The organism is Myroides sp. C15-4, assembly GCF_050522745.1.
In the GTDB taxonomy this organism is placed as follows: domain Bacteria; phylum Bacteroidota; class Bacteroidia; order Flavobacteriales; family Flavobacteriaceae; genus Flavobacterium.
The window spans coordinates 72676-94872 of the sequence record NZ_JBMVQX010000005.1 but is presented as its reverse complement, the minus strand read 5'-3'; the positions used below and the strand labels follow the sequence as shown (position 1 = coordinate 94872).

Below are 22197 nucleotides of genomic sequence, written 5' to 3'. Positions count from 1 at the left end.
CTATTTTCTCAGTGTTTCTAATAACTCAACAACAGCACTATGAGACACAACATTTTTTTCAAAATGGGCCACTACTTTCATTCGTTCCTCATCCGTTGCTTTAAACTGATTCAAGATATTCATTAAGTGCATTTTCATGTGCCCTTGTTGAATTCCCGTAGTAGTTAGTGATTTAACCGCCGCAAAATTTTGAGCCAACCCTGCTACGGCAATGATTTGCATCAACTGCGTCGCAGACGGCTTTTGCAGCATTTGCAATGCAATTTTCACCATGGGATGTAAAGAAGTTAATCCTCCTACCGTTCCCACTGTTAGAGGTAAATCAATCCAAAATTTAAATATTCCATCAGTTAAAGACGCATGAGATAAGCTTCGGTATTGTCCATCTCTGGATGCATAAGCATGTACGCCTGCCTCAATTGCTCTAAAGTCATTACCTGTGGCTAAGACTACGGCATCTACACCATTCATTACTCCTTTATTATGTGTTACGGCTCTAAACGGTTCAATTTCTGCAATACGAACGGCTTGTACAAATTTCTCTGCAAAGAGCACTGGGTCTTGAATTTCACTAGATTGTAACGCTTCTACTGGACAAGAAACTTCTGCTCGAACTACACAATTGGGTACATAGTTGGACAAAATACTCATCACAACATCAATGGCGCTTTCTTCTTCTGAAAAAGCAGCATTAGTCAAAGCTTGCTGTTTTAATGTAGTCGCCATTTGTTCCAAACACGAGTTAATAAAATTTGCTCCCATGCTATCTTTCGTTTCAAAGGTAACGTGTAACTGGTAGTAATTTGGAATCTCTTGTGTTTTATCGCGTAAGTTAATTGATAAAATTCCTCCCCCACGCTTTTGCATATTTTGTGTAATCGAAAGTGTATCTTCAAAAAAAGCAGGTTGGATATCTTGTATAAATTGTTCTAGCTTCGCTTTATCTCCTTTATAAATAAAGTGAACCTGTCCTATTTTTTCTGTATTTAAAATGGTTGCTTTGAATCCCCCGCGATCAGCCCAAAACTTGGCTGCTTTAGACGCCGCCGCAACAACAGAACTCTCTTCGATCACCATCGGAATGGTGTACCAAGCATCATTAATTAAAAAATTAGGAGCAACACCAAGGGGCAAATAAAAATTTGTTATTGTGTTTTCAATAAACTCATCATGCAATTTTTGTAATTCTTCGTCCGAATTCCAGTATTGCTTGATCAAATCTACGACCGTTTCTTGGTTGTTTAAATATGTTTTTGCTATCCAATTGATTTTCTCTTCCTTGTTTAGTTTAGAAAACCCATTTATACTCCCTATCATGTTTAAATAATTTAAGAAACAAAGATACATGATTCTACTGGTTTTTTTGCTTTTTGGCTTTTTGGCTTTTGGCTTTTGGGCATTTAAGAATCAATAGAGAATTACTGCTTAATAAAATAGTTCCCACTACAGATCAAAACGAAGTGGAAATCGTCACAAAATGGAGATTCATCGAACACCAAAACAACTATAACATCAAGGAGATATATTCAATAAATACCTAAACAAAATATGAATTAGATGAGATAAAAAGGCGACCAACGAAAAAGTCACCAACAAAAGTCACCAACAAAAGCCAAACAACAAACAAACCGTTCAAACCGCGCAACGAACAAACCCCACCCTAAACAAATTATCTATGATGCAAGAATACTCTAAACAACGCCAATTAAAAAAAGTAAATACAGAATAATCTATACCATTTGTGCAAGGTATTAGGATTTTAACTACCAAAACCGCTTCAATAGATTTAAGTTTTTATTAATTAATCTGAATGAAAATTGGCATAAATCATATTTTTTCAGTAAAATTGGAAGTTTTTTCGACTAATTAGATAATGAAATACATTAAATTCACCTCGTTAATTTGTGTGATTGCCACGCAAATTGGACTAGCACAAAAGAACATTGAGCTATCGGAAATTTGGAATGGCACCTTTAAAACAGAGGCTATGCAAGCGGTCAACACGCTAAATACCCAAAATCAATACGCGCGTATTGAGCGCATTTCTGAGCAGCATCAAGTCATCAACCTCTATAACTTCGCTACTTTAGAAAAAACAAAAACGGTCTTCAGTAATGAACAATTTCCAGAAATTAAGTCCATTGAAAGTTATGTCTTTGACGAGAAAGAGGAACAAATTCTAATTGGAACAAACACTACACCAATCTTCCGTCGTTCCTTCTTAGCCGATTACTATCTATTTAATCCTAAGACTCATAGCACGACCAAAATTGCGAGTCATCCAATCATGGAACCGCTATTTTCACCAGACGGAAATAAGATCGCCTATGCGTATCAGAACAATTTATTTATCTACGATATTTCGACTAAACAAACGACTCAACTAACCAACGATGGTCAGAAAAACCACATTATTAATGGTATTTCGGACTGGGTATACGAAGAGGAATTTAGTATTGTACGCATGTTTGATTGGAACAAGACGAGTAATCAACTGGCTTACGTCAAATTTGACGAAACAGAAGTACCAGAATACTCCATGAATGTCTATGGAACGGGATTATATCCAACACAAGATAAATTCAAATATCCAAAGGCAGGAGAAAAAAATGCGAGCGTCTCTTTACATATATATGATATAGCTCAAGCAAAAAACAACGCAGTAGATCTATCGGAGTTTTCCGATTTTTACATTCCCCGCATCAAATGGACCAATGATCCAAAACAGCTGAGTGTACAAGTGATCAATAGGCATCAAAATGACTTAAAAGTATTTTTTGTCGATGGGAGTACACAAGCAAAAAAACTAATTCTAAACGAAAAAGACAAGGCCTATGTCGATGTACACACGCTTTCTTTTTTAGACAATAACGACTTTGTATGGATGAGTGAACGCGATGGAAACAATCACTTGTATCACTACAACAAAGACGGAAAATTACTCAACCAAATCACAAAAGGAAATTGGGAAGTAACTGATTATTACGGCATTGACCTAAAAAAAAATAAATTATTCTTCCAATCAGTAGAACGAGGTTCTATCTACCGCGACATCTACTCGATCGATCTAAATGGCAAGAATAAAAAACTACTATCCAATCAATTAGGAACGAATTATGCTATTTTTAGTCCTAATTTTGATCTATTTATCAACGTTTATTCTTCTACGACAACAGCTCCACTTTACACCTTACACCAAAGTAAAACAGGTCAAGTTGTCAAAGAAATACTGAATAATACCGCTTTAGAAAACAAGCTAAAAGCATACCAACTACCGAAAAAAGAATTTACACAAATTCCAACTGTAGGAGGTACACTACTTAATGCATGGGTAATGAAGCCAGCTAACTTTGATCCTGCGAAAACCTACCCTGTTTTCATGTATCAATACAGTGGTCCTGGCTCACAACAGGTAGCCGACAACTGGTTTGATTCTAATGATTACTGGCATGCGATGTTAACGCAAAAAGGATACATTGTTGTAACGGTAGATGGTAGAGGAACAGGCTTCCGAGGAGCAGCATTCAAAAAAACAACCCAATATGAATTGGGTAAATACGAAGTTGAAGATCAAATCGAAGCAGCAAAATACTTGGCGCAACAAAGCTATGTTGATGCGAGTCGCATTGGAATTTGGGGATGGAGTTACGGTGGTTTTATGTCAACAAACTGTCTGCTAAAAGGCAATGACATATTCAAAATGGCCATCGCAGTAGCCCCAGTGATCAACTGGAGATTTTACGACTCCATCTACACGGAGCGCTACATGAAAACTCCTCAAGAAAACCCATCAGGATATGACGACAACTCACCCTATTTCTTTGCCAACCAATTGAAAGGTCGTTATTTATTGGTGCATGGAAGCGCTGATGACAACGTACACGTGCAGAATGCCATGGCCATGATCGAAACATTGGTACAACACAACAAGGATTTCGACTGGTTGATCTACCCAGACAAAAACCACGGTATCTATGGAGGCAACACACGCTTACAACTATACACTAAGATGACTAATTTCATCTTAAACAACTTATAAAACGACTAACGATCGACTACGGAACGTAGGATAGCTTTTAAAACAAACTATAATAAATACTAACATAAATGGCAGCAGAAACAGCTACTAATTCAGACCTGTTTAAGTCGAATGTCTTAGGACATCCAGCAGGTCTTTTCGTTCTTTTCTTTACAGAAATGTGGGAACGTTTCTCATTCTATGGAATGAGAGTCCTATTGATTCAATTCTTAACCGCTCAAGTTCTTTTTGGTAGCGAATTTTCAGGTTGGGGTTGGTCCGCAGAGCAAGCTGGTGCGTTATACGGTACTTATGCGATGCTTCTTTATTTAACTCCGATTTTAGGAGGAGTTATTGCCGATAAATATATTGGTTCTCGTTGGGCTGTAATTGTAGGCGCAATTATCATGACTTTAGGTCACGCTTCAATGGCCGCTGAAGGAATCTCTAAAATATGGTTCTTCGTTGGATTGGCTTGTTTGGTTATTGGAACAGGTTTCTTTAAACCGAATATGCCTTCGATGCTAGGAGAAATGTATAAATCACTTCCTGAAAAGAAAGATGGTGCGTATACCATCTTCTATATGGGTGTAAACTCAGGGGCTTTCTTTGGAATGATGCTTTGTGGATACTTAGCTGAAACAAAAGGATGGCACTATGGATTTGGTCTAGCAGGTATTTTCATGCTTTTGGGAACCATTCAGTTCTGGTTGGCTAAACCGCTTTTTGGCGATTTAGGTGAGTTGAAAAAAGAAGATACTACTGTAGCAAAAACAACAGAACAACTCAAAGAAGAAGAGGAAACAAAGAATCCATACACTCTTGTCGATTATATCTTAATCGGGCTAGTATCTGTCATTGGTTTATTATACGCTTTCAATGATCCGCTATCTAAAAATGGAGTATTGGATGTATTTGAAAGTTTAGACACGCCTTTCCTACGCGGTCAAAATTTAATGGCTATTTTGGCTTTAGCTGCCTTCTTATACCTGGTGATTTCTCGTATTTTACGCTACGGAAAAATCATTAGAGATCGTATGTTTGCCGTTATCTTATTGGCATTCTTCTTGATGTTCTTCTTTATGAGTTTTGAACAAGGGGCAACTTCGTTGGTACTTGTGGCTAGAGATTATGTAGATAGAACCTTAGAGGGGACGACATTGACCATATTTAACATCATCAATACATGTTTAACCATTATTCCTTTGATGATTATCTCTTGGGTATTAATCTTATTAGCGAAAGCGACTTGGAAAAAAATTGCTTTATCTAACGTGATTTTATTCATCTGTTTTGCTGGAATTTGGGCGATGGCTATTTATATGTTAAATGCTGAATTTTCGAGAGAAGTTTCTCAAATTACCGTATCGTGGTTCTCTATTTTGAACTCGTTCTTTATTATTGCCTTGGCTTCATCCGTATCCAAACTATGGGATTCGAAATACAACCCGCCAGCAGCATTCAAATACGGAATTGGGCTATTATTGGTAGCTATTGGATTCTTAATCTTAGGATTAGGCTCAATGGGATTGGGTGATGGTGTAAAAATGTCGATGATATTTCTAGTTTTAACATACTTATTCCATACTTTAGGGGAATTATTTATCTCACCTGTTGGACTGTCTTATGTATCCAAGTTAGTACCTGGAAAAATGCTAGCGTTCATGTTTGGTATGTGGTATTTGGCCCTTGCAATTGCACAGAAATTTGCGGCAATCTTAGGAGGTCAAATTGAAAACATTAAAGAAGAATATTCATTGAGTCACTTCTTCTTCTTGTTTACATTAATCCCGGCTGCAGCTGCCGTATTGGTGATGCTAGTAAACCCATTATTGAAAAAACTAATGCACGGTGTTCGTTAACCCACCGTGCATTGCACAATAAATAAAACTATAAAAAATGAGTCAAACACAGACATTAGAAGAGATTCAAAATTTCTCTGGTAAATACCCGAAGCAAATTTGGAGCTTATTCTTCTCAGAAATGTGGGAACGTTTTTCGTTCTATGGAATGAGAGGAATGTTGGTTTTCTTTATGATTGACCAACTTAAATTTGAAGAAGCACAAGCTAACTTACAATACGGTGCTACGCAGGCATTCGTATACGCCTTTACCTTCTTAGGGGGTATTTTTGCAGATAAAATTTTAGGTTTCCGCAAGTCTCTGTTTTGGGGTGGAGCCATGATGATTCTAGGAAGTTTAATCTTAGCCATTGATCCCCATGCTTACTTTTTTATCGGAATTGCATTTACCGTAATTGGTACTGGTTTCTTTAAACCGAATATCTCTACTATGGTAGGTAAATTGTATAAAAAAGGGGATGACCGTACAGATGCTGGTTTCTCATTATTCTATGCAGGGATTAACTTAGGAGCACTTATCGGAGGATATTTATGTATCGCAATCGGTAAAGGACACTTATTTGAAGATGCTATTGCAGTAGAAAACCGCTGGAGTGTTGCTTTTGGATTAGCTGCTTTCGTTATGTTAGTGAGTTTAATCAACTTCATCTTCACCAAGAGACACTTAGGTCCAATTGGACTTCAACCTATGCAAACCAATGCAAATGGAGAGCAAGTGAGAATGCCATTGTGGAAAGAGGTTGGTACATACATATTGACTTTTGCCATGGTACCAGTAATCGTGTTCATGATTGACAATACAGATTATACCGCTTACTTTATGTATACTGTTGGTCCTTTAGCGTTGATCTATTTGTTCTATGAAATGACGAAATTGACTACTGCAGAACGCAAAAAGATTATTGCTGCCTTAGTCTTTATTTTCTTCTCTATTTTATTCTTCGGAATCTACGAACAAGCAGGAGGATCCTTGAGTATTTTCGCTGCAAAGAACTTAAATGCGGAACTATTAGGGATGCACTTAGATCCAAATGGAGTAAATAACTCTGGAGGGGCTTTCTTCATTATCTTCATCGCACCCTTATTAGGGTTGTTGTGGATTTGGATGGCGAAAAAGAAAATTGAACCAAACACCGTAATGAAATTTGGTTTAGGATTTATCCTTTTAGGAGCAGGATACTATGCTTTATTTGGAACAAGATTCTTCGCTGATGCAGCAGGTATGACGTCCTTAGACTTCTTTACTTTCGCCTTGTTAATCATCACACTTGGAGAGCTGTGTTTGTCGCCTATTGGATTGTCTATTATGACCAAACTATCTACAGCTAACCTTCAAGGAATGATGATGGGAATGTGGTTCTTAGCAAGTGCTTATGGACAATATGTAGCAGGGATCATCGGTGCGGCTATGTCCAAAGGACATACAGAAGCGGTAACAGGAAATCACCCAAACTACGATGCGCTACTTTCCTATACGGATGGATATAAAGACTTAGGTCTTTACGCGGTTATTGCAGGGGTGATCTTAATTGCTCTTTCACCATTAATGAAAAAATTAATGCAAGAAGTGAAGTAATACAACGATACTTTTTCTATAACAAACAAGACAAAAGCGACCCATGGGTCGCTTTTTCTTTTTTAGCCTCTTTTTTTAACACCGAACGCATTGCTATATAAAATATAGGAATTAAATTACACTCCTTAATTTTAACAACCTTTTATTATCATGTCACAAAATAATAAAACCTTTGGACAGACCTTGCGATCGTTCAATAAAAATTTCTGGATTGCCAGTTTTATGGAGCTTATGGAACGTTGGGCTTGGTACGGAATCTATACTCTTTTAGGTCTTTACTTAGTTGGATCAACCGACACGGGAGGATTGGGATTTGACCACGTGCAAAAAGGAAGTATTATGGGAGGCGTAGTAGGAATCCTATACTTCTTACCTTTATTTTTTGGCGTTATTGCTGACCGTATCGGCTATAAAATTTCATTGATTATTTCCTTTGTTATCATGATTGCTGGTTATTACCTTCTTGGGGAAGTAACTGCGTTCTCCAATGTCTATGCTGCCTTTTTATTAGTTGCAGTAGGAGCAGCTTTCTTTAAACCGGTAGCATCAGCCATTATCGCAAGTAACACCGATGAATCGACGGGCACCTTAGGTTTCGGTATCTTTTACATGATGGTAAACATCGGTGGGTTTATTGGACCTGCCATGTCATCGGGATTGCGCACTACGTATGGTTGGAATATCATCTTCATCCAAGCGGCTGTAGTAATCGCCATTAATTTAATCGTCGTACTTTTTTTCTATAAAGAATCAAAAATAGAAAAACCAAAAGACTCTATCGCAAAAGCTATTAAGGATTCTATACTAGGTATTTTTGAAGCTTTAAAAGACGTCCGTTTAGGTATTTTATTGTTGTTAATGATTGGGTTTTGGACCATGTTTAATCAGTTATTCAATACACTACCAAACTTTATCGAAGACTGGGTTAACTCTGCGGTATTAAGTGAATGGATCAATGAAAATGTACCTTTCTTAGGAACTTTATTGACACAAGATGGACAAGTGAAACCCGAATGGTTTACCAATATTGACTCGTTTATGATTATCATCTGTCAGGTAACTATTTCTTATTTCGTAACTAAAATGCGTCATATCAATGCCGTAATCCGCGGAGCTATTATTGCGAGTATTGGAGTTGGATTAACCTTCTATACCAACAATCCGCTTTTCACTATTTTAGGAACGATGATTTTCTCTATTGGGGAGATGATGTCAAGTCCAACCGTATCTTCGTTTATTTCATTAATCACGCCTAAAGGAAAAGATGGCTTGTACCAAGGAACTTACTTCTTACCTGTAGCAGCAAGTTACTTTGTTACGGATTACATCTCAGGAAACCTATACCAGTCGTGGTCTGACAAATTATCCCTATTAAAAACAGAGATGGCAACACGCAACGTTCCCATGCCTGAAGTAATCAGCCATGAACAATTTATAGAACAAGGAGCCAAAGCGCTAAACATGTCGATAAATGCTTTTGAAAAACAATTCAATCTGAAAGCTGAATCTGTAGATTGGCCTACTGTGATACAATCTTTTAAAGACTTTGCAATAGCTAAGAGTATTGATATTAGCCAAGTACACTTCCCTTTCTCTAAGAATGAATATTTTGCCTTAGCCGAACAGAAACTAGGCATGTCGCATTGGGATATCGTAGATATGCTTTGGAATACGTACAACCCAAATAAGATTTGGTATGTAATCGTAGGAATTGGTATATTCTCCGTTATCACCTTGATGATCTATGACAAATTGGTGATTAAACCGATTGAAAATAAGAAATAACCAAGTATTTTTCTACTAAAATTATTGAGAACAAAAAAAATAGCCTTTTTTACTAAATAAAAATGGTTATCTTTCTCAACCAATTTAAAAAACAACAATTTATGCAGACAAGCTCGACTACGCAGCCGAACTTTTTTGACACGAAAGTGCTTGGACATCCGGCTGGTTTATTTGTGTTATTCTTTACAGAGATGTGGGAACGATTTTCATTCTATGGAATGAGAGTTTTATTAATTCAATTCTTAACCATGTCCGTAATCGGAATCAACACCGGTTGGGGTTGGAACGTTGCAGATGCGGGTGCTTTGTTTGCAACATATGCCATGTTACTTTATATTACGCCTATTTTTGGGGGTATTCTAGCGGATAAATACATGGGGTATCGATGGGCGGTAGTGGTTGGTTCTTTGATTATGACCTTAGGACACGCTGCTATGGCACTAGAAGGCGAAACGTTTATGTATATTGGTTTGGCTTGTTTGGTAATCGGAACAGGATTCTTTAAGCCCAATATGACTTCTATCCTTTCGGAAATGTACAAGTCTTTCCCTGAGAAAAAAGATGGTGCTTATACCATCTTCTATATGGGTGTAAACGCAGGAGCTTTCTTTGGTATGATGCTTTGTGGTTATCTAGGTGAACGCGTCGGATGGCACTGGGGATTCGGATTAGCTGGAATCTTCATGCTATTAGGAACGCTTCAATTCTGGTTAGCTAAACCGATCTTCGGCAATATTGGAGATGTTCCTTCAAAAGAAGTGAGAAGCGATAAAGAAGAAGTGGTTGATACTACACATATGACTCCTGAAGAAAAGGATTCACTAAAACGCAATCCTTTTACAACGATTGATTATATCCTCATTGCGATCGTTACTGTTATTGGATTACTCTATGCATTTGACGATGTATTCCGCATTGTAGGGGGAATCAACTTATTCCCAGAGACTATTTTAGGACAAGATGGAGCTACCGTAGGAATTGCCTTTGGTTTAATCGTTTTCTTAGTCCTTGTGATTTGGCGAATTGCGCGATATGCTAAAGTAGTACGCGATCGAATGATTGCCGTAATTATCTTTGCTTTCTTTACTATTTTCTTCTGGATGAGTTTTGAGCAAGGAGCAACTTCTTTGGTGATTTTCGCCCGTGATAATACACAACGAGTGCTATCAGGAGATACTGCTTTACTCTTCAAGATTTTCAATACCTTATTAACAATTATTCCTCTGGCTTTAATTTCATGGGTATTAATCATCTTAGCGAAGCGCACCTATAAAAAAGCCTTGATATCCAACCTTATATTAGGTCTTACCTTCTTAGGGGTTTGGGGCGCAGTGGTCTGGATGTTAGACCGTGATTGGTCATCACATGCCTACCAAGTACACTTCCAAACGGTAGAAACACCTGCACTAAATGCAGATGGAACAGCAAAATACGACGAGAATAACCAGGCTACGTATAGCTATCAACCTATTTCTGCCGCTTTCCAAGCGAATGAAGGAGCTAAAATCGTCGAACAAAATACCATCATTTCCAATCGAGGAGAATTTGAAGTGGGTACCTCAATTAAGATATACGAGGAGTTGGGAACCTACCATATTTTAGATGATGAAATGGAAGCAAAATTAGTGGCTGCTTATGGATCTAAAAATGAAGCTGCACCTATTGTTCAAGCTGAAATTAAAGAAATCAAAGACAATCAGGTAGAAATTACTGCTTCGTGGTTTTCTATTCTGAACTCTTTCTTTATTATTGCCTTTGCTTCTTTGGTTTCCAAACTATGGGATTCAAAATACAACCCTCCAGCCTCTATCAAGTATGGATTAGGTTTAATCATCATGGCTTTAGGATTTGGTGTGTTAGCCTATGGAGCAAACGGAATCACAGAAGGCAATAGAGTTTCGATGATGTGGCTTGTTTTTGCGTATTTATTTCATACCTTAGGAGAGTTATTCTCTTCACCAGTAGGGCTTTCTTATGTTTCTAAGCTTGTTCCTGCGAGGATGATTGCATTTATGTTTGGTATGTGGTATTTAGCTATTGCAATTGGAAACAACTTAGCAGCTAAACTTGGAGGACAAATTGAAAATATTACAGAAAAATACTCGTTATCGGGCTTCTTCTTAATTTTTACTATTGTTCCTATTGTAGCAGGTATTTTGGTCATTGCATTAAATCCAGTTATGAAACGCTTAATGCATGGTGTTAAATAAAAACAAACCTAATTACAAATGAAAAAAATCGTATTATTATTTGCCCTGCTTTTGGTTGGATTAACCACACAGGCACAAGAAATCAAATGGATGTCATTGAATGACGCTTTAGCAGCACAAAAGAAAGATCCAAAACCTATCTTTATGGATGTATATACAGATTGGTGTGGCCCATGCAAAATGTTAGATAGTAATACCTTTACCGATGCTAAATTTGTAGCATATATCACTAAAAATTACTACGCTGTTAAGTTCAATGCAGAAGGAAATGAAACCGTTACCTACAATGGTAAAAAATACAGCAACCCAAACTATGATGCCAGTAGAAAAGGAAGAAATGCTACCCATGAATTAACGTTATTCTTGCGCGTACCGGGTTATCCTACTATGGTTATCTTAGATGAAAAAAGTAACGTTAAACAAACGATCGTAGGCTATCATAAAGCAGATCAATTGTTAAGTAAAATATAAGCTCAAAAGAATTGAGAAACCCAATATCCCTTTTCACTCATATCGTGAAAAGGGATATTTTTTTTTCGACAACTTTCCATAATACGCTTCTTATATCCTTTAGTCATACCCTTTCCCAAAATGACGTATTGTGGTTGGTGCCACTCCAAAATACGATTGCCATTTACCTTACAATTCTCTTGAAAGTACAGCACATTACAACGTCCGGAAAGCTCGTAATAAGGCATTGATTGAGATAAAACCAACAGATAGCGATTCGCATCTATCGCATAAATAGCCTGTCCCTTAGCATTCTTAATTTCTTTGGGTTGAAAATAGTTTCGATACCCTTGTAAAACGGTTGGCTCAACTACACTATCACTAAAAAGAGTTAAGATTTCGTTGTGGTATTCTACCATCAGTGTTGTCTTCGCGCTTGTTGAAGCAACGATAAATTCAGCTGCTTTCTTCTCGAAAATAAACGGGTATACCCAAAGCAACACCAACGGCACAGAAACAATGATGATCCCTTTAATTCGCTTGATACTCGGACGATAAAACAAAATACCCAATAAGAAGAAACAAACAAAAAGTACTGCCAGCTGTACTGGGGTCAAATAGCAATCAGATCGTGAAATATTTCCTTGAGTCAATAGATCCAATACCGAAAATACAAAATGCATCAAATGTGTAATGGCCAACCCTAAATATTCCTCAACACAAGCAAACATCCAACCAAAGCACAAAAAAGACAATCCCAAAATAAGCAAAAGGGTAATCAAGGGAACAACTACTAAATTACTCAACAAAAAGGTTAGTGAAAAGGAGTGAAAATAGTATAACTGCAAAGGGAGCACACTACACTGAGCCACAAAAGAGACGTAAACCAATCCCAAAAAATAATTGACTACCTTATTAGAGGTGTACAACTTTTTAAACAATGGCATTAACCAAATAATCCCCAAGACAGCAGCATAACTCAACTGAAACCCCACATCAAACAGCCAATCAGGATAAAAAATCAAGCTCAGAAATAACGTAATCCCCACAATCTCTAGTGTGCTTTGCTTACGCCTGCAGGCGCTGGCAATAGTTAACAAGGAAAACATAAAAACAGCCCGAAAAACAGAGGGTGTACATCCTGAAAGAAAAACAAATAACCACAAAACGGCCAAAATAATAAGGGAGCGATAGCTTCGTTTTACAACATAGGTCAATTGGGTTAAGAAAATATACAGAATACCAATATGCAAGCCAGAAATAGCTAAAACATGCATCACACCCAGCTGTTGAAATGAAGCCACAACACTCTCATCTAACTGAGTACGATCACCTAGTAACACAGCTAATAGTATTGCTTTTGCCTGTTGAGTCATCTGGGTATTGGATGCTATACGTTGGAGTAGCCCTGCGCGTATTTTAAACAAGAGAAAATGAAATCCCCGCCCCTCTCCTAACTTGTACACTTGATTGCAATACAGCTGCTTACTAATGCCTCGACCTTCCATCAACATGCCATAATCAAGTTGTCCTCGATGGGCAGGCGAGCGGAAAGATTGAAAATAACCAACGGTTGTCCAAGTACTTTCTACTGTCGTCGAGTGATCAACTAGCAAAACAATAGCTTTCCCTTGGGTTACTTGCGAATCAATCGCTTCTATTTCAACGAGAAAACGCGATTTTTCACCTAGCACCAGCTGTTGTTGTTTTCTTTGACTTTTTTGCTTTTCTATTACGCGAAACTGAATTACATAGGGTTTGTGATCCACAACAGTCTCGGCATAGTTATTCCATTGACTGCGCCAATCTGCAAATTGAGTTGCCAAAAAACCGGTACAAAAACACAGGCAATAAAAAAGAAAGCCTACAAAATAAAAGACACGCGATAGATAGAGCCAAGTACGCGTAGAGCGAATACTGAGAGCAAGCAATAGGATCGATGCGCAGAAGACAGCTAGAATAATCCATATGTTTACATGCGGCTTACACCCTATACCGAGCATAACCGCAGTAGCATAAAACAAAAAAGAGAATTTTAATGGCCTCATTGACTGAGTACATCAAAATTCTCTCCACTGCTGTGTCGAAGCTTTGATTTAGATATTTTGATCCATCAAAACTCGGTTTATTTGAACAAATCTTCTTTTATAGTAATCTTCATTAGTTGAAGAAACAATTACTCCTTTTGTTGTTGAAGAATGAATGAATTTAATTTCATCATCGAGTACTTCTGTAACAATGCCAACATGACTAATTCTAGGTCCTCTACCTGTTCTAAAGAAAATCAAATCTCCTTTTTGCGCTTGGTTTTTGGAGACTTTATCTCCAACTTTCGCCATAGCACTCGAATTTCTTGGTAGGTTAACAGAAGTATCATTAAAAGCATTGACAACTAATCCTGAGCAATCAAGTCCACTACGTGTTGTTCCGCCAAAGCGATAACGCACCCCTTCAAAATCAAAAGCGGTACTCAACACCATATCAGACAATTCAGCATCCGCATTTTTTGTCGTGCTCATTTCCTCTAAAAGCGAATCCAATTGATTTCTAATCTCCTCATCTGTTTTTTTACTCTCTTTTAAAACAAGTGTTTCTTTCTTTTTACCTGGGTTCTCTTTATCTGTTGTTGCGGCATGCGTATAACTTGAGCAGATAACGCTCAAACCTAATAAAATGGAAGAAAGTACTGTTTTATTTTTCATAGCAAATGGGTTTTTACATAGTAGATTTTCAATTAGAATTTTTAATAATCTCCGCAGCGGCTAAATCACTAGCCCCACGACCGCCTAAATTATGAATTAATTTTTCATAATCCAACAAAATTTTGGCTCTTTTTTCACTTTTGACAATTTTTTCAAATTCTAAAGCGATTCTTTTCGCATTACAATCATGTTGAATCAGTTCCACAACAACCTCCTCATCCATGATTAAATTAACCAAAGAAATGTATTTTAAGGTAATAATTCGCTTAGCGATCTCGTATGAAATAGTATTTCCTTTATATAAGACAACCTGAGGAACCTTAAACAAAGCCGTTTCCAATGTCGCTGTTCCTGAAGTTACTAAAGCAGCATAAGCCACATCCAACAAAGCATAGGTATCATTGGTAATAAAGGAGATGTTTTGTCCTTTTAAAAATTGCGCATAAAACTCAGGCTCTTGTCCAGGTGCTCCAGCAATAACAAATTGATATTCGGGGTGATTTTGTACTACCGAAAGCATTTCACCTAAAAGACGTTTAATCTCTTGCTTTCTACTTCCAGGTAATAACGCAATAATTGGGCGTTCATCCAAGTGATATTTTTGGCGAAAATCAACTTTTTCACGACTGCGGAATTCCTCAATTTCATCAATTAAGGGATGCCCTACAAAGGTGACAGGATAATGGTGTTTCTTTTCGTAGAAATCCTTCTCAAAAGGCAAGATTACATACATAAAATCCACATCGCGTTTAATGGCTTTGATGCGATTTTCCTTCCATGCCCAAATTTGAGGAGAGATATAATAATGGGTAGGGATTCGTTGTATTTTGGCCCATTGCGCAATACGCATATTAAAACCAGGATAATCAATAAAGATCAAAACGTCTGGTGCAAAAGTGGTAATATCTTTTTTACAAAAAGAGATGTTTTTTAGGATTGTACGAAGATTTTGGACCACTTCAACAAACCCCATAAAAGCTAACTCTTTATAATGTTTGACCAATGTTCCGCCCACTTTTTGCATCAAATCACCTCCCCAGAAGCGAATTTCCGCTTGAGGATCTTTGGCATAAATGGATTTCATCAAATTTGCGCCGTGTAAATCACCGGACGCTTCTCCTGCTATAATATAGTATTTCATCTACAACAACTGGGTGATTAACGTAATAATAATAACAGCAAAAATACAGCCTCTGGCCTTATAATCCTCTCTGCGGTTGATAAAAAAAGTAAATATTCCCAGATTCAATAAACTTCCAATAGCAACAATCCTTCCTAACAAGCCGGCTTTTCGGATTAAATCGAAATTGCTAAATAAATCATAGTTTGTAAAAAACCTCACATAAAGTTCAGCTCCGAGTACGGTTAAAATCGAACCGATTAAAAAGCCCAGTAGTATATGTTTAATCCTCTTTCCCATCTATACTAATTCCCAATTGTTAATTCTATTGATTGCGTGATGTGCTGTTAAGTCAAAGTGAACGGGAACAATCGAAATAAAACCATTTCTCAAAGCCCATTCATCGGTATCTTCTCCTTTATCTTGGTTGACAAATTCTCCTTTTAACCAGTAGTATTCTTTTCCGTTGGGACTTGTTCTCTTATCAAAATCTTCAATCCAAACGGCTTTCGCTTGTCTACATACTTTGATTCCTTGGATTTCATCCGTCTGTAGCCTTGGGAAATTGACATTCAACACCACTTCTTTGGGTATTCCATTTTCCAGGGCTTGCAGGGTAATTTTTTTCACAAACGAACGGATTTGATCGAAATCAGCATTCCAACTAAAATCCAGTAGTGAAAATCCGATTGCAGGAATACCACTCATGCCCGCTTCTAAAGCCGCACTCATTGTCCCAGAATAGATCACGTTAATGGATGAATTTGATCCGTGATTAATTCCAGAGACACATAGATCTGGTTTGCGGTCAAGGATTTGTCCTAAAGCGATTTTCACGCAATCTACTGGTGTACCCGAACACGCATACTCATGTTCTAATTCTGGGTCTATGTGTACGCGTTCTAACGTTAGTGTATTGTTAATTGTAACCGCGTGCCCCATCCCAGATTGTGCACTGTCAGGAGCTACCACAACCACTTCGCCTATTTCTTTCATCACCTCAATCAAAGCACGGATTCCTGGCGCTGTAATACCATCGTCATTCGTAACAAGTATTAATGGTTTTTGCATCATCTCAAATTTTTAATTACTTTCGTAAAAGTAAGAATTATTATGTAATCCCTTTCGTTATTTCAGACTTTCTAAACAGTAATACACAGCGGCTTCGTATCGTATTTTGTGATTTAACAAATAATTATCGGCTTACCTCTTAATTACTCTACTTTTTTAACTACTTTAGTTCAAAACTATTTAATGAATACTATTGGGGCATTTATGAAAAGAAATTATAAGGTCATTATACTTCTACTCGCAGTTTCTGCAGCTTTATGGAGTTTTAGATCTAAAAAGGAAACGGAGGATCCAGAAAAAGACCAACTTTTATTGGAGTTAGTCACCTACTTAATGGAACGCACCCATTATGATCCACCCAAGTTAGACGATAATTTTTCACAACAGGTATATACCGAATATATCAAGGCTCTTGATCCCATGAAGCGTTATTTTCTTCAATCGGATATCGATGAGTTTAGTAAATATGAACTTTTAATTGACGATATGATTCAGTTAAAAGAGCTTTCCTTTTTTGATTTAACGTATGAGCGTATCACCCAGCGAATGAATGAAGCCAAAGCTTTATACAGCGAGGCTTTAGCAGATCCTTTTGACTATACACAAATGGAAACGTTTGACGCGGATTACGACAATATGACTTTTGCTAAAACACCAGAAGAATTAAAAGATCGCTGGAGAAAGCAGATGAAATTGAACACCTTATCTACGCTAACGGATAATATCAAAATCCAAGAAGGCAAGGATATTGTGGAAGAAGAGGAAGATGAAACAGACGAATATGGTAATACCATCGAAAAAACGAAACCTTCAAAGAATAAGAAAGACGACAAACCAAAAGAAATCAAGTCTTTTGAGCAATTAGAGAAAGAAGCTCGTGAGACAACTAAAAAATCGTATGACGAATACTTTGATGTCGTGACGGACTTAGAGCGTAAGGACTGGTTTAATGTCTATTTAAATTCTATTGTAGAGCGCTTTGATCCGCATTCTTTCTATTACGCTCCAGAGAATAAAGAGAAATTCGACGCGAGTATGAGTGGGAGTATTGAAGGGATTGGTGCTGTCTTGAGAAAGAAAACAGAAGGTGTCGAAATCGCAGAACTAGTTCCTGGTGGACCTGCTGCAAGAGGTAGAGAAATTGAAGTAGGTGATGTTATCTTGAAAGTAGCGCAAAACAAAGAAGAAGAACCTGTTGATGTTGTTGGTGTTCGCATTGATAATGTCGTAAAACTGATCAAAGGGAAAAAGGGAACAACCGTTTACTTGACCATCAAGAAAATTGAAGGAACAATCAAAACCGTAGCAATTACCCGTGAAGTGATTGAATTTGAAGAAACTTTCGCTAAATCAAGCGTTATTGAGGATGGAGAAAATCGCTATGGAATTATCCAGTTGCCAAAATTTTACATCAACTTTGAAAATAAAGACAATCGCAATGCGTTTACGGATGTTCAAAAAGAAATTATTGAATTGAAGAAACAAAATGTCAATGGTATAATCATGGACTTGAGAAACAATGGTGGTGGATCCCTTCAAACCGTAGTGGATATGCTTGGACTATTCTCAAAAGAAGGTCCTGTGGTACAAGTAAAATCATCAAGAGGAAAACAACAAGTATTAGATGACAAAGGAACCCCTATCGTATGGGATGGTCCCCTTGTAGTTTTAGTAAATAACTTTTCTGCTTCTGCCTCTGAGATCTTTGCTGCGGCCATTCAGGATTACAAACGCGGCTTGATCATTGGTAGTAAACACACCTATGGAAAGGGAACCGTTCAAAACTTAGTGGACTTGAATGAGTTGTTGAAAAAACAACCATATGGCGACTTAGGAGCATTGAAAATTACCTTACAGAAATTCTATCGAATCAATGGAGGTTCTACTCAAAGAGAAGGAGTATTAAGTGATATCATTTTACCAGATCGCTATTCTTACATCGATATGGGAGAAAGAGACATGGACAACGCAATGCCGTGGGATAAGATTGATCGCGCAAACTATACCCCATACAACAATGATTTTACTGCTGTCATCCACAAAAGTAAATCTAGAATTGCAGGTAATGATCAGTTTAAGTTGATTGATGAAAATGCACAGTGGATCAACGAAAGAAAAGATGAAAAATCAATTTCGTTAAACTTAAAACAATACGAAGAAAAACAAAAAGAGGTTGACGCCAAAGTAAAAAAATTCAAAGCCATTTCGAAGTACAACAACAAGTTGACTTTTATGTCTTTGCCTAGTGAAATTGAACGCATAAAAACCGATACAATTTTAGAGCAAAAAAGAGACAGATGGCACGAATCCTTAAACAGTGATGTTTATGTTGAAGAAGGAATACGCATTCTAAAAGACATTCAGCAGCTGACTAAAGCGCCAACAAATACGAAAACATTTTCTGATAAAAAACTATAATCAGCTAGTTAATGGCTAGAAATAAAAATAGCAACACCAATATCGCGCTCCGAAAATTCAAAAAAGATTTTCGGGGCGTTTTGTGTTTTTGGATGATCATCATCTTTATTTTAATCAGTGTATTTGCCTATTTTATAATTCCTGATCAATCGCAACACGCTAATGCGGGTGATTTAGCTATTCGTTCGAAGCATCCTGGTTTTAGTACGCCTGTATTGGTTTTTCCCAATACTGCAAAAAGAACGGCAGCAGCATATTGGTTTGGTCGAAAAGACGTTACAGAACAGATTCCACTTAGTCAGTATCGAATGACAGCGGATACTCTTTTTTATACCCCTTATACCGAATTAAAAGACGGCAGTCAGGAAAAAAAACTAGTCTTAGCTGCATTTACTTCACAAGAACAAACACAGTTAATCCAACAAAAAACGTATTGGTTGGGAACAGATAGCCAAGGAAGAGATTATTTGAGCCGCTTGGTTTTAGGGTCTCGCGTATCCATTTCTATCGGTTTTATAGCCGTTTCGATTTCTTTACTTATTGGGATTAGTTTGGGGGCTATTGCAGGCTATTATGGCGGCAAAATAGATGCTTTTATTTTGTGGGTGATCAATATCTTTTGGTCTATTCCCACCCTACTACTCGTAATTGCCATCACCTTGGCTTTAGGAAAAGGATTTTGGCAAGTTTTTATTGCTGTTGGACTAACCATGTGGGTAGAAGTGGCTCGTGTTGTTCGGGGTCAAGTTATTAGCGTCAAACAACAACAATACATTACAGCTGCAAGAGCCTTGGGTTATTCTGATTATAGAATTGTAACCCAACATATTTTACCTAACTGTATGGCACCAGTCATCGTAATCTCAGCAGCAAACTTTGCCTCGGCTATTTTAGTCGAAAGTGGATTGAGCTTTTTAGGCATAGGCACCCAAGTTCCCACACCCAGTTGGGGGGCTATGATCAAAGAAAACTACAACTATATTCTAGTGGGAAAAGCCTATTTAGCCCTGTTACCAGGATTAGCCATGTTTAGTATTGTCATGTGTTTTACTCAACTGGGCAATGCCATTCGAGATGCCTTTGACGTGCGAAAATAAGGTATTTACTTCATGAGAATATGGCGAATATCTGATTTGGATCCGTTGTAAATATTTAAGTCTACTTTACCATCAATTCCTTTCACCACGCCTTTTTCGGTGAATTGCCAAAAATGCCATTCAGGCTTAATTTCCTCTACAAAAAAGTTGTAATTCGCAATCCAAATAATGTGGTCGGGAAACCATTTTTTCAGGTGAGTGGTATAATAGTGCTCTCCTGAATACAAAATCGGTTGAACCCCGTAGTGTTTCTCAACAATTTCCATCCATCGTTTGAGCCCTAACACTAGGTTTTCCATGGATTGCTGTTTGGGTAAATCTTCAATATCTAAGACAGGAGGAAAATCCCCTTCAGAGAGCTTCACGGTAGCAATAAAGTTCTCGGCTTGTTTGCTTGAATTTTCATCGGGACGATAATAATGATAAGCGCCGCGTATAAAGCGATTGGCGCGTGCTCCTTTCCAGTTTATTGCAAAGGCTTTATCTTTTCCGTCATCGCCCATCGTTGCACGAACGAAAACAAATTCTAACGGAGCATGTTGTGCAACAGAATCCACGAGTTTCCAGTCGATCACCCCTTGATAATGAGATACGTCAAAACCAATCATACGATCGGAATGACGTTGTAATACTTCTACCGTCCTAAAGTCAAAAAAAGATTTTTCATCTGCTTCCTTGCGTTGAGCGCTAAAGAAATATTTAATTCCCTCTTGAAAGGTAATCCCAAACCAAACTCCTGCTCCCAGTAAGGTTACGACAATACAAATCCACTTCAAGCGTGTGAAGGTTGTCGATCCCTTTTTCTTTTTTGGTCGTCTCGGAGCAGGTTTTCGCTTGACAGGTTGTCTTTTATTCACAACTGCAATTGGCGAGTTTTTTCCTGTTCCGTATTTCGTAGAAGCCATATTTATAATAAAAAAACAAAAATACGCATTTTACTTAAACACCTTCACAGAATTACACCACTGGGGTCTGATCTACTTTTAAAACAGGTACGGGTAATGCGATATTATTCAACTTAAATTTTCTATCGATGGCAAAGCGAATATCACTGGAAATACGATCGTTATCAAACGCATTGTCAATAAAATAATAGAGAATAAAACGAATAGACGATTCACCAAATTGATCGATAAAAACAATCGGCTTTGGGTGTTTTAGAACATCTTTATTGTCTTCTACAGCAGAGAGTAGGACGGCCTTCACTACTTCAACATCTGTTCCAATGTAGACACCAACGTCTATTCGCGCACGAATAACAGGATCTTCATGTGTCCAATTGTATACAATATCATCAATTAATTTTCGATTGGGGATTACAATGTCTTTGAGGTTACGCGTTTCTACAATAGTACATCGCAGGTGGATTGCTTTCACCCGTGCCACTTGTCCATTAATTTCAATTACATCTCCCATATTGAGTGTCTTATCAAAAAGGATATAAATTCCTGCGATGATATCGCGAAAAATATCCTGTAAGGCAAACCCCAACCCCACGAATAGAGCGGCTGATGTAGTCAAGAACATGCTAATGTTTAATCCAATTACATTGAGTATAAAAAAAAACATGATCACATAGATGAAGTAATTGACAAAATTAAATACACTACGCAGGCGCAACGCAACATCAGGTGGCGAGTTTTTAATAAATGTTTTTCTCAAAAACGTCAACCCATAACGGGTAATCATCAAAGTAAAAACAATAAAGAGAATTGTACCTATGGTAATACTCAGCGATTTACTTGCGTAAAGCTCATATTCTAAAAACTTGGAAAGTAACAGTTTTAAATTCAAAATAATCTCTAGTATTAAGTGGGTTTATACCCTTTGGACTCGTTAACATTGAAAAGTCACTTTTTAAGAACTATTCAATTGCTAAATTTAAAGT

Annotated in this window: 16 protein-coding genes; 8 read left to right on the top strand and 8 right to left on the bottom strand. The window is 37.5% G+C overall.

From position 1 onward, the window contains the following. The gene (locus ACPDHL_RS03850) at positions 1–1347 is read right to left on the bottom strand and encodes a hydroxymethylglutaryl-CoA reductase, degradative (protein WP_430531482.1); all 1347 of its coding nucleotides are present in this window, start codon (positions 1345–1347) and stop codon (positions 1–3) included. A 526-nt stretch (positions 1348–1873) separates the two neighbouring features. Between ACPDHL_RS03850 and ACPDHL_RS03845 the strand changes: the two genes are divergently transcribed. From ACPDHL_RS03845 to ACPDHL_RS03820, 6 genes are all read left to right on the top strand, one after another. Continuing rightward, entirely contained in the window at positions 1874–4039 is a 2166-nt protein-coding gene (locus tag ACPDHL_RS03845) for a S9 family peptidase (protein ID WP_430531481.1), read from the top strand. Between the two features lie 68 nt (positions 4040–4107). After that, the gene (locus tag ACPDHL_RS03840) at positions 4108–5880 is read left to right on the top strand and encodes a peptide MFS transporter (protein ID WP_430531480.1); all 1773 of its coding nucleotides are present in this window, start codon (positions 4108–4110) and stop codon (positions 5878–5880) included. A gap of 37 nt (positions 5881–5917) precedes the next feature. Then, positions 5918–7456 carry a peptide MFS transporter gene (locus ACPDHL_RS03835; protein WP_430531479.1) on the top strand — a complete coding sequence of 513 codons (1539 nt, stop codon included), beginning with the start codon at positions 5918–5920 and terminating at the stop codon, positions 7454–7456. A gap of 150 nt (positions 7457–7606) precedes the next feature. After that, complete coding sequence (locus ACPDHL_RS03830; protein WP_430531478.1) at positions 7607–9241, top strand: MFS transporter; 1635 nt, start codon at positions 7607–7609, stop codon at positions 9239–9241. 101 nt (positions 9242–9342) lie between these two features. After that, a complete protein-coding gene (locus ACPDHL_RS03825; RefSeq protein ID WP_430531477.1) occupies positions 9343–11451 on the top strand; it encodes a peptide MFS transporter in 2109 nt (702 codons plus the stop codon). Between the two features lie 18 nt (positions 11452–11469). Next, positions 11470–11922 carry a thioredoxin family protein gene (locus tag ACPDHL_RS03820; protein WP_430531476.1) on the top strand — a complete coding sequence of 151 codons (453 nt, stop codon included), beginning with the start codon at positions 11470–11472 and terminating at the stop codon, positions 11920–11922. Between the two features lie 2 nt (positions 11923–11924). Here the strand turns inward: ACPDHL_RS03820 and ACPDHL_RS03815 are convergent, their stop codons facing one another. From ACPDHL_RS03815 to surE, 5 genes are all read right to left on the bottom strand, one after another. Further along, positions 11925–13904 (bottom strand): ComEC/Rec2 family competence protein, encoded by a 1980-nt coding sequence (locus ACPDHL_RS03815; RefSeq protein WP_430531548.1) that lies wholly within the window; start codon positions 13902–13904, stop codon positions 11925–11927. A gap of 93 nt (positions 13905–13997) precedes the next feature. Then, positions 13998–14603 carry a C40 family peptidase gene (locus ACPDHL_RS03810; protein ID WP_430531475.1) on the bottom strand — a complete coding sequence of 202 codons (606 nt, stop codon included), beginning with the start codon at positions 14601–14603 and terminating at the stop codon, positions 13998–14000. Between the two features lie 28 nt (positions 14604–14631). After that, positions 14632–15744: a lipid-A-disaccharide synthase gene (gene lpxB, locus ACPDHL_RS03805; protein WP_430531474.1), complete on the bottom strand. Its 1113-nt coding sequence runs from the start codon at positions 15742–15744 to the stop codon at positions 14632–14634. After that, positions 15745–16023 (bottom strand): hypothetical protein, encoded by a 279-nt coding sequence (locus ACPDHL_RS03800; protein ID WP_430531473.1) that lies wholly within the window; start codon positions 16021–16023, stop codon positions 15745–15747. Next, entirely contained in the window at positions 16024–16794 is a 771-nt protein-coding gene (surE, locus tag ACPDHL_RS03795) for a 5'/3'-nucleotidase SurE (protein WP_430531472.1), read from the bottom strand. It abuts the gene before it with no gap. A 183-nt stretch (positions 16795–16977) separates the two neighbouring features. On the opposite strand from surE, the gene ACPDHL_RS03790 reads away from it, so the two are divergent. Then, positions 16978–19212 (top strand): carboxy terminal-processing peptidase, encoded by a 2235-nt coding sequence (locus tag ACPDHL_RS03790; protein ID WP_430531471.1) that lies wholly within the window; start codon positions 16978–16980, stop codon positions 19210–19212. 11 nt (positions 19213–19223) lie between these two features. Continuing rightward, the gene (locus ACPDHL_RS03785) at positions 19224–20309 is read left to right on the top strand and encodes an ABC transporter permease (RefSeq protein ID WP_430531470.1); all 1086 of its coding nucleotides are present in this window, start codon (positions 19224–19226) and stop codon (positions 20307–20309) included. Between the two features lie 5 nt (positions 20310–20314). On the opposite strand, the gene ACPDHL_RS03780 is transcribed toward ACPDHL_RS03785, so the two are convergent. Both ACPDHL_RS03780 and ACPDHL_RS03775 read right to left on the bottom strand, forming a co-directional pair. Continuing rightward, on the bottom strand, positions 20315–21214 hold the full coding sequence (locus ACPDHL_RS03780) for a glycoside hydrolase family 25 protein (RefSeq protein WP_430531469.1): 900 nt from the start codon (positions 21212–21214) through the stop codon (positions 20315–20317). Between the two features lie 52 nt (positions 21215–21266). Beyond that, positions 21267–22103, bottom strand: coding sequence for a mechanosensitive ion channel family protein (locus ACPDHL_RS03775; protein ID WP_430531468.1), 837 nt, complete (start codon positions 22101–22103; stop codon positions 21267–21269). Between the last annotated feature and the right edge of the window lie 94 nt (positions 22104–22197).

Excerpts from the sequence above, each read along its gene's own strand:
- surE (WP_430531472.1), bottom strand. The coding sequence starts at position 16,794 with ATGCAAAAACCATTAATACTTGTTACGAATGACGATGGTATTACAGCG.
- ACPDHL_RS03825 (WP_430531477.1), top strand. The coding sequence starts at position 9,343 with ATGCAGACAAGCTCGACTACGCAGCCGAACTTTTTTGACACGAAAGTG.
- ACPDHL_RS03815 (WP_430531548.1), bottom strand. The coding sequence starts at position 13,904 with ATGCTCGGTATAGGGTGTAAGCCGCATGTAAACATATGGATTATTCTA.
- ACPDHL_RS03785 (WP_430531470.1), top strand. The coding sequence starts at position 19,224 with ATGGCTAGAAATAAAAATAGCAACACCAATATCGCGCTCCGAAAATTC.
- ACPDHL_RS03840 (WP_430531480.1), top strand. The coding sequence starts at position 4,108 with ATGGCAGCAGAAACAGCTACTAATTCAGACCTGTTTAAGTCGAATGTC.
- ACPDHL_RS03835 (WP_430531479.1), top strand. The coding sequence starts at position 5,918 with ATGAGTCAAACACAGACATTAGAAGAGATTCAAAATTTCTCTGGTAAA.
- ACPDHL_RS03820 (WP_430531476.1), top strand. The coding sequence starts at position 11,470 with ATGAAAAAAATCGTATTATTATTTGCCCTGCTTTTGGTTGGATTAACC.
- ACPDHL_RS03830 (WP_430531478.1), top strand. The coding sequence starts at position 7,607 with ATGTCACAAAATAATAAAACCTTTGGACAGACCTTGCGATCGTTCAAT.
- ACPDHL_RS03810 (WP_430531475.1), bottom strand. The coding sequence starts at position 14,603 with ATGAAAAATAAAACAGTACTTTCTTCCATTTTATTAGGTTTGAGCGTT.
- ACPDHL_RS03850 (WP_430531482.1), bottom strand. The coding sequence starts at position 1,347 with ATGTATCTTTGTTTCTTAAATTATTTAAACATGATAGGGAGTATAAAT.
- ACPDHL_RS03800 (WP_430531473.1), bottom strand. The coding sequence starts at position 16,023 with ATGGGAAAGAGGATTAAACATATACTACTGGGCTTTTTAATCGGTTCG.
- ACPDHL_RS03845 (WP_430531481.1), top strand. The coding sequence starts at position 1,874 with ATGAAATACATTAAATTCACCTCGTTAATTTGTGTGATTGCCACGCAA.
- ACPDHL_RS03790 (WP_430531471.1), top strand. The coding sequence starts at position 16,978 with ATGAATACTATTGGGGCATTTATGAAAAGAAATTATAAGGTCATTATA.
- lpxB (WP_430531474.1), bottom strand. The coding sequence starts at position 15,744 with ATGAAATACTATATTATAGCAGGAGAAGCGTCCGGTGATTTACACGGC.
- ACPDHL_RS03780 (WP_430531469.1), bottom strand. The coding sequence starts at position 21,214 with ATGGCTTCTACGAAATACGGAACAGGAAAAAACTCGCCAATTGCAGTT.